Source organism: Methylomonas sp. HYX-M1 (genome assembly GCF_040741385.1).
Taxonomy (GTDB): domain Bacteria; phylum Pseudomonadota; class Gammaproteobacteria; order Methylococcales; family Methylomonadaceae; genus Methylomonas; species Methylomonas rhizoryzae.
Genome location: NZ_CP160405.1, coordinates 1,601,425 through 1,616,461, shown reverse-complemented (window position 1 = coordinate 1,616,461; position 15,037 = coordinate 1,601,425). Strand labels below are relative to the sequence as shown.

Genomic DNA, 15,037 nt, shown 5'->3' with positions numbered 1-15,037 from the left:
AAATTCCGTTTAGCGACTGCGCATCAGCCGGCGGTTGCAGCGTACGCCGGCCAATCGGTATACCCCGCCGACCAGCCTCCGTACCAAACCGCTTTATCGGCTTCGGCCAGCGGCCAATCAGCCTTAAGCCGCTCCACCAAATCCGGATTGGCGATAAATGGTCTGCCGAAGCAAATCAAATCGGCACGTTGCTCGCGTCGGGCTGCCAAGGCCAGTTCACGGGTGTATAAATTATTGGCCATATACGGCCCTTGAAACAAGGCTCTGATCTGCGCCAGATTGATACCGGCCGGCACCTCTCTGGACAGCCGGGTAGAACCTTCCACGCAATGCAGATAGGCCAGACCGTAAGCGTTGAGCTGGCCGACCAAATAACCGTAGGTGGCCATCACGTTGCTATCCAGTGGCGTATTGCCGGCCGCCGGGGTGACGGGCGACAAACGGATGCCGACTCGGCTGCCGCCCCAAACGGCAGCGACCGCATCCACCACTTCCAGCACCAACCGGATACGATTTTCAATACTGCCGCCATAGCGGTCGGTGCGCAAGTTGGTGGAATCGCGAATAAATTGCTCCAGCAAATAGCAATTGGCACTATGAATTTCCACGCCGTCGAAGCCGGCTTGCCTAGCGCATAAGGCCGCGTGTTGATACTGTTCGACTATGCCGGCGATTTCGGCGGTTTCCAACGCACGCGGCGTGGAAACCCGCTGCATGCCCTGTTCGGTAAACGTTTCGCCGTCGGCGGCTATCGCTGAAGGCGCCACCGGCAGGGCGCCGCCGGGCTGTAAGGACGCATGCGAAAAACGTCCCACGTGCCACAATTGACAGACGATGGTTCCGCCTGCGGCGTGCACCGCTTGGGTAACCAGCTTCCAGCCCTCGATTTGCGCCGCGGTATAAATGCCGGGGGTGTAAGCGTAACCTCTAGCTTGCGGCGAAATATTGGTCGCCTCACTGATAATTAGGCCGGCGCCGGCCCTTTGCGCGTAATACTCGGCTTGTAACGGACCGGGGATACCGTCGTGGCTGATGCGGCAGCGGGTCAGCGGTGCCATGACGATGCGGTTATTAAGTTGCCAAGCGCCTATCGCGACGGGCTGGAATAAATCGGTATCGGCAAAATCGGTCATCGGCTTAATCCTTTCGAGCGAAACGGAGCGATCAATCGAGCAAATCGACTTTGACTAGCGTGCGCCACTGCTGCTTGCCGCTGCGGTCATTGAATCCGTCCGGACCCGTGGCAGTAGTTTGCCGATCGGCGCCGGTGCCGGCTAATTCGATCCACTGACCCAGTTTAGTTCGAATCGACGTTTGTATGTCGTTTAAATCGACGCTACCGTTCGCCGACAGGCGCGCCGACCAAGGCGCCAGATCCAAACGCACGTCGCCGTCCGCCAGCAGGTAAGGCACTATGGTAAAACCCGCACCGGCCGACTGCGCCGTGGTTCCGCTCTCTACCCCGTAAACGCCGGCATATGCGGATACCTTGTTGCCTGAACGCCATTGCTCGCTTTGAATACGCGCCGCCCGACCTTCCGCCACTTGCAAGCGTTGCTCGTTGCGCTGGCCACCCAAGTCGCGGGTATCGGCGTTCATGCCACGCATGCCGCGAGCTGGGCTACCGGCAGCCGCATTCAACTCATCCGCGCTGCTTACACTATTGTGCAGCACGGTAATGCGCAAATTACGCAACGGAATATCCAGCTTTTTGACGATGCGGCGAATTTGCTGCAGCCGCTGCGGACCGGCGTTGATCAGCAATTGCTTGCCGTCGGCGGCATTGACCGCTTCCCCCGGTTCGAGCAGCGGGGCTAATCCGGCTTGAATTTCGCCGGCGGGCCGATGCTGCAGTTGGACGACTTCCATCCGATTGGCATCCGCACTCGACCAAAAACACATCAGCGACGCGGCCAGCAGTAAACCCCGCAGCCGGCCAACCCGGTTGCCGACCATCCGGGATTTAGGAAAACAAGCCGCGCGCGTCATGGCAGTAACCATAGGCTAGATGCCTTGATAGAGCGCCAAGTAGTGGTTGGCGCTGTTTTCCCACGAAAAATCCTGGGTCATCGCGTTGCGTTGCAGCTTGTGCCACAAGGATTTATTGGTATGCAGCAATAAACTGCGTTTGATGGTTTCCATCAACGCGCCGGGCGTCGCCTCGCTAAAGGCAAACCCCGTGGCGGTATTATCCGCCAGGGTGGTAGGCAAGGTATCTACGACCGTGTCCGCCAAACCGCCGGTTTTGCGCACGATGGGCAAGGTGCCGTAACGCTGGCTGTACATCTGGTTCAAGCCGCACGGCTCGAAGCGCGACGGCATTAAAAACACGTCGGCGCCGGCTTCGATTTGGTGAGCCAAGGTTTCGTCGTAACCGATGTTCACCGAGACCTTATTCGGATACAAACGGGCAAAATCCTGCAAGCGCACCTGTATGCTTTTGTCGCCGCTGCCCAACAACACGAACTGCAACGGCAAGCTGGTCATTTCTTTCAAACAACTCAGCACCAAATCGATGCCTTTTTGTTCGACCAAGCGGCCTATCAAGCCGAATAGCGGCAAGTCGGACCAAACCGGTAAGCCCAAGCGTTCCTGCAAAGCGGTTTTATTCTTGAGTTTGCCGGTCAAGTTCTTTACGCTGTAAGTTTGCGCGATTTGCGTGTCGGTTTCCGGATTCCAGACCGCCGTGTCTATGCCGTTAATGATGCCGGACAACTGATGCTGGCGATGGGCCAGCAATCCTTCCAGCCCGTACCCGAATTCCGGCGTCTGGATTTCCTGGGCATAAGTCGGACTCACCGTGGTAATCCTGTCGGAATAGCTCAAGCCGCCTTTGATGAACGACAGCATGCCGTGGTATTCCAAACCGTCCGGATGCCACAGCTGACCCGGCAAATTCAGCGCGGCAAAGGCGCTGCCCGGAAACACGCCCTGATAAGCCATATTGTGGATGGTAAATACCGTTGCCGGCCGGTAGTGTTCCAAAGACAGCAAAGCCGGCACCAGACCGGTTTGCCAGTCGTTGCAGTGCACCACGTCGGGCTTCCAGTTCAGGTAAGCCCTATCCATCGCGACTTCCGCGACGATGCGGCAAAACAACGCGAAGCGATCGCCGATGTCAGGCCACGGATTGCCGTTTTCGTCGGTGTAAGGGTTGCCGGGCGCACCGAAAAACGGCGGATAATCCACCAACCAGACGATCACGTCGCTATCCGGCAAACGGGTTTCCAGCAAATTGACGTCGCAATTATTGACTCGTACCGTGCACAGGTAGCGGCCCGGCTCGCAATTTTTTATCGCCTGGTAATGCGGCATGATAACCCGCACGTCCTGGCCCAGGCCGGTTAAGGCCAGCGGCAAACTACCGGCCACGTCCGCCAAGCCGCCGGTTTTGATCAAAGGATGGGTTTCGCTGCTCGCGAATAGAATTTTTTTCATGTCCTTATGCTTGATGTTGTAAAACGATGGCGGCCAAGGGCGGTAAGGTGACGTTGATCGAATGGTCCAAATTCATCCAGGGCTGCGGTTCGGAATGGACGCTGCCGTTACCGACGTTGCTGCCGTCGTAATATTCCGAATCCGAATTGAAAATCTCCCGATACACGCCCGGCCGCGGCACGCCTATTCGATAGTGATAGCGTGGTACGGGGGTAAAATTCAAGATGACGATCATTTCCTCATCGGCGGATTTACGCCGGAAGCTGATGATGGATTGTTGATAATCGTGGCAATCCACCCATTCAAAACCGTGGTGATCGAAATCGAAATGATGCAACGCCGTATGTTCGCGGTACAGGGTATTCAGATCTTTGACCAGCGCCTGCAAACCGCGGTGGTGGGCGTAATCCAGCACGTACCAATCGAGCACCCGCGAGGCGCTCCACTCGGTACCTTGACCGAATTCGCACCCCATGAACAGCAATTTTTTGCCGGGATAGGCGTACATAAACGTGTACAACAAGCGCAAATTGGCAAAGCGCTGCCATTCGTCCCCCGGCATTTTGTTCAGCATCGATTGCTTGCCGTGCACCACCTCGTCGTGCGAAAACGGCAAGATGAAGTTTTCACTAAAGGCGTAGAGCAAACCGAAGGTCAGCTGATCGTGGTGGTAAGAACGGTGGACGGGCTCCTGTTTCATATATTCCAGGATGTCGTGCATCCAGCCCATGTTCCATTTCATGGAGAAACCCAAGCCGCCGGTCCAGGTCGGCCGGGTCACTTGCGGCCAGGAGGTGGACTCCTCGGCCATGATCACGGTGCCGGGATGTTGCTCATGGGTAACCGCGTTCATGTGGCGCAGAAAATCGATCGCCTCCAGATTTTCGTTGCCGCCGTACATATTCGGTATCCAGTCGCCGGCTTCCCGAGAATAATCCAGGTACAACATGGATGCCACCGCGTCCACCCGCAATCCGTCTATGTGGTACTCCTCCAACCAGAAAAACGCGCTGGACAGCAAAAAGTTTTTCACCTCGTTGCGGCTGTAGTTGTATATCAGCGTGCCCCAATCGCGATGCTCGCCTTTACGCGGATCTTCGTGTTCGTACAGCGGAGTGCCGTCGAAACGGGCCAAGGCGAAACTGTCTTTCGGAAAGTGCGCCGGCACCCAATCCAGCAATACGCCGATGCCGTTTTGGTGGCAATAATCGACAAAGTAACGGAAATCGTCCGGCGTGCCGAACCGGCTGGTCGGGGCGAAATAGCCGGTGGTTTGATACCCCCAGGAAATGTCCAACGGATGCTCGGTAATCGGCAACAGCTCGATATGGGTGAAGCCCATGTACACCACGTATTCGACCAATTTTTCCGCCAGCTCGCGGTAATTCATGAAGTTGCCGCGCGAATCGCGTTGCCAGGAACCCAAGTGCACTTCGTAAACCGACATCGGCTTGTGCAGCCAGTCGTGTTTAGGCCGCTGCTCCATCCAGTCGTCGTCCTGCCATTGATACGCGTTTTCCGCCACCACGAGTGCGGCGGTTTGCGGCCGAAATTCGAATTGCTGACCGTAAGGATCGGTTTTAACCAAAATTTGCCCGCTATGGTTGTTGCGGATTTCGAATTTATACAAGCAACCGACGTCCAGGCCGGGCACGAACAATTCCCAAATCCCGCATCCGCCCAGATTGCGCATCGGATGACAACGGCCGTCCCAGCGATTGAAATCGCCGATTACACTGACCCGCTCGGCATTCGGCGCCCATACCCCGAAATACACCCCCGCCACGCCGTCCACCGTCATCAGGTGCGCACCTAGCTTTTGGTAGATGTGCCAGTGTTTGCCTTGTCCGAACAAATGCCGGTCGAATTCCGACAATACCGGCAAAAAGCTGTAAGGGTCGACGTGCGACCGTTCGAAACCGTCTTTGTCGCTCCAGCATAAACTATAGTGATCCGGAATCTGATCGCTCGCACTCGGATAGTATTCGAACACGTCCGTACCGCTGATGCGGCGCATGGCGGGGCCTTTGAACGAGCCTATACACACGGTTTCGGCGTATGGTAAATAAGCTCTGATGATGGATTTATCGCCGACGCTGTGTCTGCCGAGAATGGAAAAGGGATCGTGGTGCCTCGCTTCGATAAGTCTAATGATGTTGGCATCAAGCGTGGGTTTAGTGCTTGCCTTGTTCATTCTGCAGGGCCTCGGGTGTGATTTTTTAATTGTTAAGAAACAGGAAGCGGTAATGTCTGGAGGAATTACGACATTTGCATCGATGGATTTTTTACTTTTGTGCGAAGAGTAACGATAATGGCGCGGCGCGGCAAGTAGAAGTAGAAAACCCGGCCTCCGAAGCTGCGCGGCTTTAGGACATTCGGAGCAGCCGTTCATAATTGGAGAAGGATACTATGTCTGTCGTCATCAACAATGCCTCTACGAGACGCATCAACGAACTGACCCGCAACACCATAGCGTTAATTTTGGCGGGTGGCCGCGGTTCCCGCCTAAAAGATATGACCGATTGGCGGGCTAAACCGGCCGTTCCGTTTGGCGGCAAATTCCGGATTATCGATTTTCCGTTGTCCAATTGCATCAATTCCGACATCCGCAAAATCGGCATATTGACCCAATATAAAGCGGACTCTTTAATCCGCCACATTCAGTTGGGTTGGGGGTTTTTACGCGGCGAATTCGACGAATACGTGGACTTGATGCCGGCCCAACAGCGCCACGACGAACACTCCTGGTACCAGGGCACCGCCGATGCGGTCTATCAAAACATAGACATCCTCCGCGCCCGCAATCCGGAATTCGTCCTGGTGCTGGCCGGCGATCACATTTATAAAATGGATTATTCGGCGATGTTGGCCGACCACGTCGCCAACCAAGCCGATTTGACCATAGGTTGTATCGAAGTCCCGCTGGAAGACGCCAAAGCTTTCGGGGTAATGGACGTCGACGACAACCGCCGGGTACGGGCTTTCGTGGAAAAGCCGGAAAATCCGCCCATCATGCCCGGCCGCGAGGACACCGCGCTGGCCTCCATGGGTATCTACGTATTCAACGCCGCCTTTCTATTCGAGCAATTGATCAAAGACGCGGACACCAAAAGCTCCAGTCGCGATTTCGGCAAAGACATCATTCCGTCGGTGATCCACAAATACCGGGTCAACGCCTACCCCTTCCTGGATCTGCAAAGCGGCCAGCAGGCCTACTGGCGCGACGTGGGCACCATAGACGCTTATTGGGCGGCCAACATGGAGCTGATCGGGGTAAAACCGGATTTGAACCTTTACGACAATACCTGGCCGATTTGGACTTACCAAGCCCAAACCCCGCCGGCCAAATTCGTATTCGACGACGACGACCGCCGCGGCCAAGCCATCGACTCCATGGTATCCGGCGGCTGCGTCATCTCCGGCTCGACCGTGCGCCATTCCTTGTTGTTCTCCTCCGTCAGGGTCAATTCTTACTGTACGGTCGAAGATTCGGTGGTACTGCCGGAGGTCAACATCGGCCGCCATTGCCGGATCAAGAAGGCCATTATCGAGAAGGCATGCCAAATACCGGAAGGCACCGTCATCGGGGAAGACAGGGCCGAAGACGAAAAACGCTTTTACGTCAGCGAGGGCGGAGTCGTCTTGGTAACCAGCGAAATGCTGGGCCAAAGACGGCACTATGTCAGATAAGCCCATCAAGCTGGTGCTGTGCTGGCACATGCACCAGCCCGAATACCGGGACTGCCACAGCGGCGAATTCAAACTGCCTTGGACGTATTTGCACGTCATTAAAGACTATGCCGACATGGCTTTTCACCTGGAAGCCGTACCCGGAGCCAAAGCGGTCGTCAATTTCGCGCCCATCTTATTGGAACAAATCGAAGACTATTCCAATCAGGTCAACGCCTATTTGTACGACGGGATCAAAATCAACGACCCCTTGCTGGCGGCCTTGGTGGAGCCCAGCGTTTCGGCCGATGCGGAGCGCCGGCTGGGCTTGCTGCACGATTGCTTAAAAGCCAATCGCGACCGGCAAATCAACCGCTATCCGGCCTTTCGCAAACTCACCGAAATATCGGAATGGATCCAAAGCCACCAGGACGCGGTCAACTACCTCAACGCCCAATTTTTCTCCGACTTGTTGGTTTGGTACCACTTGGTCTGGATGGGTGAAAGCGTAAAACTGACCGATGCTCGCGTGCAGCGTTTGCTTGCGAAAGGCGGCGGATTCTCGATGCACGATCGCATCGAAGTATTGGAAATCATCCGCGACTTGCTTTCCGGCATCCTATACCGCTACAAAGCGCTGGCCCGTAAAGGCCGCATCGAGCTATCGGTAAGCCCCTACGCCCACCCCATCATGCCCTTGCTGCTGGACTTGAACAGTGCGCACGAAGCGATGGCGCCTATCGCCATGCCCAAACTGCACCATTACCCCGGAGGAGACGAGCGGGTGAAATGGCACTTGCGCAAAGGCATTGAAACCTTCCGGCATTTTTTCGGTATCGAACCGACGGGCTGCTGGCCCTCGGAAGGCGGCCTCAGCCAAGCAACCTTGAAATTGTTGGACGAATGCGGATTTAAATGGACCGCCAGCGGCGGCAACGTACTCCGCAACAGCCTGAATGCCACGGGCAACCTTTCGCCCGGCATCCATCATCCGTTCCGGCTTGCCGATACCAATGTCGCCTGTTTTTTCCGCGACGACGGCTTGTCCGATTTAATCGGCTTCGAATATTCGAAATGGCACGCCGACGACGCGGTAACCGACTTGATTCAGCATCTGGAAAACATTGCCGACTATGCCGAACGGGAAGCGGTAGTCTCCATCGTAATGGACGGCGAGAATGCCTGGGAATATTTTCCGGAAAACGGGTATCATTTTCTTAGCGCGCTGTATCGGCGTCTTAGCGAACACCCGCGCATCATGCTTACCACGTTTTCGGAATGCTTGAATCAGAACGTTTGCGTTTTACCCTTATCCCGATTGATCGCCGGCAGCTGGGTCTACGGTACGTTTTCCACCTGGATAGGCGATGCGGATAAAAATTGCGGCTGGGACATGCTGGGCGACGTCAAACACACGTTCGACCAAGCCGTTGCCGAAAACCGTTTGGATCAGCATCGTTTAATGCTGGCGGAAAAACAACTGGCCGTCTGCGAAGGCTCCGATTGGTTTTGGTGGTTCGGCGACTATAACCCGGGCGAAGCCGTCAGCGATTTCGAACGCCAATACCGCTTGAATTTAACCAACTTGTACCGCCTGCTCGGCGAAGAGCCGCCACCCTACCTTGCGCTGTCCTTCACCCGGGGTTCCGGCGAACCCGCGCTGGGCGGGGCCATGCGGCGCAGTAATCAATATTGACTTTATAGGATTCTATGAGTGCTCTCTTACAACAACGCCGTGCCGGAGTTTTATTGCATATCAGCTCGTTACCCGGGCCGAACGAAAACGGTGAATTAGGGCAAGAGGCATTTAACTTCATAAACTTCCTGCACGACGTCGGCGCCAGCGTTTGGCAAACATTGCCGTTAGGCATGCCGCACGGCGACGGCTCGCCGTATCAATGTTTGTCGGCCCATGCCGGCAACCCGGCCTTGATCAATCTGGACTGGCTGGATCGCAAAGGCTGGATGCCGCCGGCGGAAAAATCCGCCGACTGCCACAGCGGGCAACTCTATTGGAAAAGCTGCGTAATCGGCAAAGCTTTTCAGCAATTCGGCAAAGCGGCCGGCAAAACCGACAAGTTAGACTTCGAGCAATTTTGCCGGGATAAGGCGTATTGGCTGGACGATTTTGCGTTGTTCATCGCCTTACGCAACGTATTCGGTCACAAATGCTGGTTCGAATGGCCGGATGCCCTGAAAAACCGGCATCCGCAAGCCTTGAAGGAGTCACGCAAATTGTTGAGCGCGGTAATCGAGGGCATCAAGTTCGAACAATATCTGTTTTTCAAGCAGTGGCACGAATTGAAAGACTATGCCCGGGACAAAGGCATTTTACTGTTCGGCGACATTCCCATTTTCGTGTCTTACGACAGCGCCGACGTTTGGGCGAACCGAGAGGTTTTCAAGTTAAACAAATCCGGGGAAATGGAAACGGTAGCCGGGGTACCGCCGGATTATTTTTCCGAGCTAGGGCAGCGCTGGGGCAACCCGCACTACAACTGGGATTATTTGCGCCAAACCGGCTACCGCTGGTGGTTGCAACGCATCGAAAGCCAAAACGAATTATTCGACATCTTGCGCATAGACCATTTCCGCGGCTTGGAGGCGGCCTGGGAAATACCGGCCGGCGAAGAAACCGCCATTAACGGACATTGGGTTAAAGCGCCCGGCGACGAGTTGCTGACAGCCATCGCCCGGGAGTTTCCAGCCTTGGCCTTGGTGGCGGAAGACTTAGGCATCATTACCGAAGAGGTGGAAGCGCTAAGAGATCAGTTCGGGTTACCGGGGATGAAAATTTTGCAGTTCGCATTCGACGGCAACCCGCACAATCCCTATTTACCCATGAATTTTAGCCATAACTGCGTGGCCTACACCGGCACCCACGACAACGACACCACACTTGGCTGGTTCGAAAACCTAAACGACGGGGACAAGCAGCGTATTTACGACTATCTAGGCTGGTCCAGCCTGCCCATGCCGTGGGCCTTGATGCATGCGGTACTGGCATCCGTGGCTAATTTGGCGGTCATCCCCTTGCAGGACATATTGCTGCTGGGCTCCTCAGACAGAATGAACACCCCCGGCACTACCGAAGGCAACTGGCATTGGCGATTCAACTGGCAGCAATTAACGGAAGAAAAAGCCGGCCGATTCGCGCATTTTTTATCCATGTTCGGCCGCAGAGCCTAACAAGCCCGCAGCCGGGCGACAAACCAAGGATGGTTTTGGTAGCGAAGATGAAGCCGTCGCGATAGCGACCCGAACCGACAACCTCTAAAAGGCAGTCTTTCAATTTCGAAAGCATGGGGAGCTCCTCAGTGAGCAGCCAAGGCGACTTGTTTATCCTCATCCTCTTGTAAATCCCGATAGTTGATGGATATTTTCAAACCGGCAAACCGACCGGACATCTTGACCAGCTCGTCGCTCTTGTTATCAAAAGCCAGCCTCACTTCGCTTAGCGTTCTGTCCTCGTAGCCTTCTTCCACATCGCGCGCGTCCAACCGAAATTTGTAGGCATAGATTTGCCGTTCGTCTTGTTGCTCTATTTCCAAGGGTTGACCCAATTGCGCCAACACGGCCGATTTTTTCGGCAAATCCGCCGCCACTTTATCGATCAGCTCGGCCTTGGCTTTCAACTGTTTTTTACCTTCGTTGATTTCCGCACCGCCCAAGGAGCGGAAGGAAGCCTCTAAAAACTCCGGCGGTGCAATTTGTAAAAACAACTTGGAAAACGACCACTCGACCACCTTATCTTCGCGGTTAAACACCAATTCGCAGTAAAAACTGATTTCCGGCTTAACCAGTCTGTCGTTCTGATCGATTTTTCTAAACAAATAGCGCCAACGCTTACCCTCGACGGTTTTCTGTTCGCTGCTTGCCTGTAGTTTCGCCAGTGCGACAAAATCGTCGCTGTATAATTTGGGATCCTTGAAATGCACGGTAAAGTCGTCTGCCGAAGTCACCGCGAAATAACGGTCGAACTCCTCCATTTGCAAATAGGTTTGATAGGCGTGCAGCCATTCCAGACAACCCGTCAACGTCAACGACAAAACGGTTGCCAGACCGATTCTAAGCAATAGTCTTTTGTTCATCCGCTCCTCAGTGCCGGGTAGGCGATTCATTATCGTTCCCCGAATTAGCCAACAAATTTTCGATGTCGATGTTATCGAAGCGATACTGCGAACCGCAAAATTGGCAATCGACTTCGATGTTGCCGTGATCGTGCAAAATAGCCTCCAATTCCGGCCGCCCTAGCGCGTACAAGGTGCTGCCGATTTTCACGCGGGAACATCCGCAGCGAAACATAACCGGTTCCGGCGCATAAATCCGCACTTGCTCTTGGTGAAACAAGCGATGCAACAACGGCTCGCAATCCAGGTTGAACATTTCCTCGGCAGTCACGGTGTCCGCCAGAATCTCGATACGTTGCCAATCTTCGTCAGTCGACTTTTCGTCCGGCAACTCCTGCAGTAACAAACCCACCGCAGAGTGTTGGTCCGCGAACAGCCACAATCGCGTGCGCAACTGCTCCGACTGGGTGAAATAGCTGCGCAACACCGCCGCTAACGATTCCTCCTGCACCCCGACTATTCCCTGATAAGGCTCGCCCTGCTCCGACTCTATCGTCAACACCAGGCGCGCATTCTCCCCCATCATTCCGGCCAAGCTTGTACCCTGCACCGTCTCGGCGCTACGGACCAAACCGCGCACGGTTCTGTCGTGAGTCGCTTGCGCTACGATCGCTCTTACCTCGCCTGAGCCTTGCACCTGCAAAATCATCGTGCCCTTGTATTTGATGGTCGCGGACAGCAGGGTTACGGCGGCCAGCGCCTGGCCGAGTTGCGACTCGACCAGCGGGCCGGCCAGACACTGATGCTGTTTGGCTTGCTGCCAACTTTGCTGCAAGCGCACCCATTCGCCGCGCACGCCCAGATTTTCGAATAAAAAACGCAGTAAGCAGTCTTGTTGTTTCATGTTGTTATGGCATATTTTCGTCGATTTGCTGATTATAATCCCGATCTTCCCTTAGCTTCGAATACGGTGATCGCTATGCGCTCAATTCTCGCCAAGACCACGCTGCCGACGGCTGCACAAGCACTGCCGGGCAGAGTTGCTCCGATACCCACCGCCGAACGCCACTTCGTCACCGGGAATCCCCTCAAAGAACCGTTCCCTGACGGTCTGGCCGTAGCCCAATTCGGCCTGGGCTGTTTTTGGGGCGCGGAACGCCGCTTCTGGCAACAAGAGGGCGTTTTCTCAACGGCCGTGGGCTATGCAGGAGGATACACTCCCAATCCCACTTATCAGGAATTGTGCAGCGGCCTTACCGGACACAACGAGGTCGTCAAAGTCGTGTTCGCTCCCGACAAAATCAGCTACGACCGATTGCTGCAGGTGTTTTGGGAAGCACACGACCCTACCCAAGGCATGCGCCAAGGCAACGACATCGGCACCCAATATCGCTCCAGCATAGACGTGTCTGACGAAAACCAATTCCAACTAGCCTCGCACAGCCTCGCCGCGTACCAGAGTAAGCTCACCGAAGCCGGGTTCGGCAAAATCACCACCGAAATCCGCCGCACAGTACCGTTTTACTACGCGGAAGAAGAGCACCAGCAATACCTGGCAAAAAATCCGTTGGGATACTGCGGCTTGGGCGGTTTGGGGGTATGTTACGACTAAGGCATTTAAAGATCCCGCAAATTTGCCGCATTTTGGCGTCGGCAAACGCAGGCAGAAGATTGCAAGTAAACGACCGCTTCTTAAACAATGGCCGATAGATAGCGACTACCCTAGCCTACAGTCCGCATAAGCCCAGAGTTTTTCGGGTTGACTTTTGGGAAAAAATCCTTCAATTTACGCATCTGGTTTGGCTATCCCATTACGCTCGGAAACAACCGAAAGGTCAGGCGGCAGTCATCCAACTCAGAGCTTTAAAACTAATATTAGTCTTAACAAACAAAAACGTACTCTGTCTACTTGAGCAGATTACCGGGAGGAAACATATGAAGCCTGTAAAAAACTGGCTGCTTGCTTCGACTATAGCAACAATAATTGCAACACCTGCAGTTTCTAATGCTAACAGCGATGTAGAAAAATTAACCGAAAACCCTGCCAACTGGGCAACGTGGGGCGGTGACTACGCCGGCACTCGCTATAGCAAACTCTCTCAAATCAACACCCAAAACGTTAAAAATCTGCAACCGGCTTGGTCCTTCTCTACCGGCGTTCTGCGCGGTCACGAAGGCGGTCCTTTAGTGGTCAACGGCGTGTTGTACGTTCACACTCCTTTCCCCAACACCGTTTACGCAATCGACCAAAAAACTCAGTCCGTTATCTGGGAATATACCCCGACCATGGACGCCGACGTTACCATTCCGGTCATGTGCTGCGATACCGTTAACCGCGGCTTGGCCTACGGCGACGGTAAAATCTTCCTGCAACAATCGGACACCGTGCTGACTGCTCTGGATGCCAAAACCGGTAAACGCGTATGGAGCGTGCAAAACGGCGACCCGAAACTGGGTATGACCAACACCAACGCACCATTGGTTGTTAAAGATAAAGTTCTGACCGGTATTTCCGGCGGTGAATTCGGTGTGCGCGGTTTCCTGGCTGCCTACGACATCAAAACCGGCCAATTGGCGTGGAAAGGCTACAGCATGGGTCCTGACAAAGACACCCTGATCAAACCGGGCAAATCCACCACTTGGCAAGACGGCAAAGTCACCCCGCTGGGCCCTGACTCTTCCACCAGCACCTGGAAAGGCGACCAATGGAAAATCGGCGGCGGCACCACCTGGGGCTGGTACTCTTACGATCCTAAACTGAACCTGGTCTATTACGGTTCAGGCAACCCATCCACCTGGAACCCTGTACAACGTCCGGGCGACAACAAGTGGTCCATGTCCTTGTGGGCTCGCGACGCCGACACCGGCGAAGTCAAATGGGTTTACCAAATGACGCCGCACGACGAATGGGACTACGACGGTATCAACGAAACCGTTCTGGTAGACCAAGAAGTCAAAGGCAAAATGCACAAAACCATTGTGCACTTCGACCGTAACGGCGTAGGTTATACCCTGGACCGCGAAACCGGCGAATTGTTGGTCGCAGAAACCTTCGACAAATCCGTCAACTGGCTGACCCACGTCGACATGAAAACCGGCCGTCCGCAAGTCGTGCCTGAGTTCTCCACCGAACACAACGGCGAAGACGTTAACACCGTGGGTACTTGCCCTGCCGCGTTGGGTGCGAAAAACCAACAACCGGTTTCCTATTCTCCGCAAACCGGCCTGTTCTACATTTCAGGCAACCATTTGTGCATGGAGTACGAACCGTTCGAAGTTAGCTACACCGCGGGTCAACCCTACGTAGGTGCTACTCTGAACATGATGCCGGCCGGCGCCGACGCCATCACCGGTAAAAAAGACGGCACCACCAACCTGGGCCAATTCACCGCATGGGATGCTAAAACCGGCAAAATCGTTTGGTCCAACAAAGAGCAATTCTCTGTTTGGTCCGGTTCTGTAGCCACCGCCGGCGGCGTCGTGTTCTACGGCACCCTGGAAGGCTACCTGAAAGCAGTCGATGCCAAAACCGGTAAAGAATTGTATAAATTCAAAACCCCATCAGGCATCATCGGTAACGTCAACACCTGGGAATTCAACGGCAAACAATACGTTGGCGTTCTGTCGGGTATCGGCGGTTGGGCAGGTATCGGTATCGCAGCAGGCTTGGATAACGGCGATTCTTCATCCAACACCGAAGGTTTGGGCGCTGTAGGCGCATACAGAAGCTTGAACTCTTACACCAAGCTGGGCGGTACTTTGACCGTATTCGCACTGCCGAACTAAGATCTAACCCGATAGATCCGTTCGAACCGGCCTTGGTCGAGTAATCGACCAAGGCTTTTTTATGTGTTACTGTC

Annotated in this window: 11 protein-coding genes; 5 read left to right on the top strand and 6 right to left on the bottom strand. The window is 54.6% G+C overall.

What is annotated here, in order from left to right; genetic code table 11:
- Positions 1–23: 23 nt before the first annotated feature.
- From AB0A83_RS07460 to glgB, 4 genes are read right to left on the bottom strand one after another with little or no spacing between them, the layout of a single operon-like run.
- Positions 24–1,133, bottom strand: coding sequence for an alkene reductase (locus AB0A83_RS07460; protein ID WP_367155899.1), 1,110 nt, complete (start codon positions 1,131–1,133; stop codon positions 24–26).
- Positions 1,134–1,164: 31 nt separating this feature from the next.
- Positions 1,165–1,989 carry a type II and III secretion system protein gene (locus AB0A83_RS07455; protein ID WP_367155898.1) on the bottom strand — a complete coding sequence of 275 codons (825 nt, stop codon included), beginning with the start codon at positions 1,987–1,989 and terminating at the stop codon, positions 1,165–1,167.
- Between the two features lie 15 nt (positions 1,990–2,004).
- Entirely contained in the window at positions 2,005–3,438 is a 1,434-nt protein-coding gene (gene glgA / locus AB0A83_RS07450; RefSeq protein WP_367155897.1) for a glycogen synthase GlgA, read from the bottom strand.
- A gap of 4 nt (positions 3,439–3,442) precedes the next feature.
- Complete coding sequence (gene glgB / locus AB0A83_RS07445) at positions 3,443–5,632, bottom strand: 1,4-alpha-glucan branching protein GlgB (RefSeq protein WP_150047662.1); 2,190 nt, start codon at positions 5,630–5,632, stop codon at positions 3,443–3,445.
- 215 nt (positions 5,633–5,847) lie between these two features.
- Here glgB and glgC point away from each other — a divergent pair, with 215 nt between their 5' ends.
- The 3 genes from glgC to malQ are packed head-to-tail and all read left to right on the top strand — an operon-like array spanning position 5,848 to position 10,296.
- Entirely contained in the window at positions 5,848–7,128 is a 1,281-nt protein-coding gene (glgC, locus tag AB0A83_RS07440) for a glucose-1-phosphate adenylyltransferase (protein WP_150047661.1), read from the top strand.
- Positions 7,118–8,803 (top strand): glycoside hydrolase, encoded by a 1,686-nt coding sequence (locus AB0A83_RS07435; protein WP_367155896.1) that lies wholly within the window; start codon positions 7,118–7,120, stop codon positions 8,801–8,803. Before glgC ends, AB0A83_RS07435 begins: the two co-directional genes overlap by 11 nt.
- 14 nt (positions 8,804–8,817) lie before the next feature.
- Positions 8,818–10,296, top strand: coding sequence for a 4-alpha-glucanotransferase (malQ, locus tag AB0A83_RS07430; RefSeq protein ID WP_367155895.1), 1,479 nt, complete (start codon positions 8,818–8,820; stop codon positions 10,294–10,296).
- Between the two features lie 125 nt (positions 10,297–10,421).
- On the opposite strand, the gene AB0A83_RS07425 is transcribed toward malQ, so the two are convergent.
- Both AB0A83_RS07425 and hslO read right to left on the bottom strand, forming a co-directional pair.
- The gene (locus AB0A83_RS07425) at positions 10,422–11,198 is read right to left on the bottom strand and encodes a hypothetical protein (RefSeq protein WP_150051842.1); all 777 of its coding nucleotides are present in this window, start codon (positions 11,196–11,198) and stop codon (positions 10,422–10,424) included.
- Positions 11,199–11,205: 7 nt separating this feature from the next.
- The gene (gene hslO, locus AB0A83_RS07420) at positions 11,206–12,081 is read right to left on the bottom strand and encodes an Hsp33 family molecular chaperone HslO (RefSeq protein WP_150047658.1); all 876 of its coding nucleotides are present in this window, start codon (positions 12,079–12,081) and stop codon (positions 11,206–11,208) included.
- A 75-nt stretch (positions 12,082–12,156) separates the two neighbouring features.
- Between hslO and msrA the strand changes: the two genes are divergently transcribed.
- Both msrA and AB0A83_RS07410 read left to right on the top strand, forming a co-directional pair.
- Positions 12,157–12,789 (top strand): peptide-methionine (S)-S-oxide reductase MsrA, encoded by a 633-nt coding sequence (gene msrA / locus AB0A83_RS07415; RefSeq protein ID WP_150047657.1) that lies wholly within the window; start codon positions 12,157–12,159, stop codon positions 12,787–12,789.
- A gap of 323 nt (positions 12,790–13,112) precedes the next feature.
- Positions 13,113–14,963: a methanol/ethanol family PQQ-dependent dehydrogenase gene (locus AB0A83_RS07410; RefSeq protein ID WP_150047656.1), complete on the top strand. Its 1,851-nt coding sequence runs from the start codon at positions 13,113–13,115 to the stop codon at positions 14,961–14,963.
- The last annotated feature ends 74 nt before the right edge of the window (positions 14,964–15,037 follow it).

Coding starts and splice junctions, on each gene's coding strand:
- AB0A83_RS07460 (WP_367155899.1), bottom strand. CDS start 1,133: ATGACCGATTTTGCCGATACCGATTTATTCCAGCCCGTCGCGATAGGC.
- AB0A83_RS07455 (WP_367155898.1), bottom strand. CDS start 1,989: ATGACGCGCGCGGCTTGTTTTCCTAAATCCCGGATGGTCGGCAACCGG.
- glgA (WP_367155897.1), bottom strand. CDS start 3,438: ATGAAAAAAATTCTATTCGCGAGCAGCGAAACCCATCCTTTGATCAAA.
- glgB (WP_150047662.1), bottom strand. CDS start 5,632: ATGAACAAGGCAAGCACTAAACCCACGCTTGATGCCAACATCATTAGA.
- glgC (WP_150047661.1), top strand. CDS start 5,848: ATGTCTGTCGTCATCAACAATGCCTCTACGAGACGCATCAACGAACTG.
- AB0A83_RS07435 (WP_367155896.1), top strand. CDS start 7,118: ATGTCAGATAAGCCCATCAAGCTGGTGCTGTGCTGGCACATGCACCAG.
- malQ (WP_367155895.1), top strand. CDS start 8,818: ATGAGTGCTCTCTTACAACAACGCCGTGCCGGAGTTTTATTGCATATC.
- AB0A83_RS07425 (WP_150051842.1), bottom strand. CDS start 11,198: ATGAACAAAAGACTATTGCTTAGAATCGGTCTGGCAACCGTTTTGTCG.
- hslO (WP_150047658.1), bottom strand. CDS start 12,081: ATGAAACAACAAGACTGCTTACTGCGTTTTTTATTCGAAAATCTGGGC.
- msrA (WP_150047657.1), top strand. CDS start 12,157: ATGCGCTCAATTCTCGCCAAGACCACGCTGCCGACGGCTGCACAAGCA.
- AB0A83_RS07410 (WP_150047656.1), top strand. CDS start 13,113: ATGAAGCCTGTAAAAAACTGGCTGCTTGCTTCGACTATAGCAACAATA.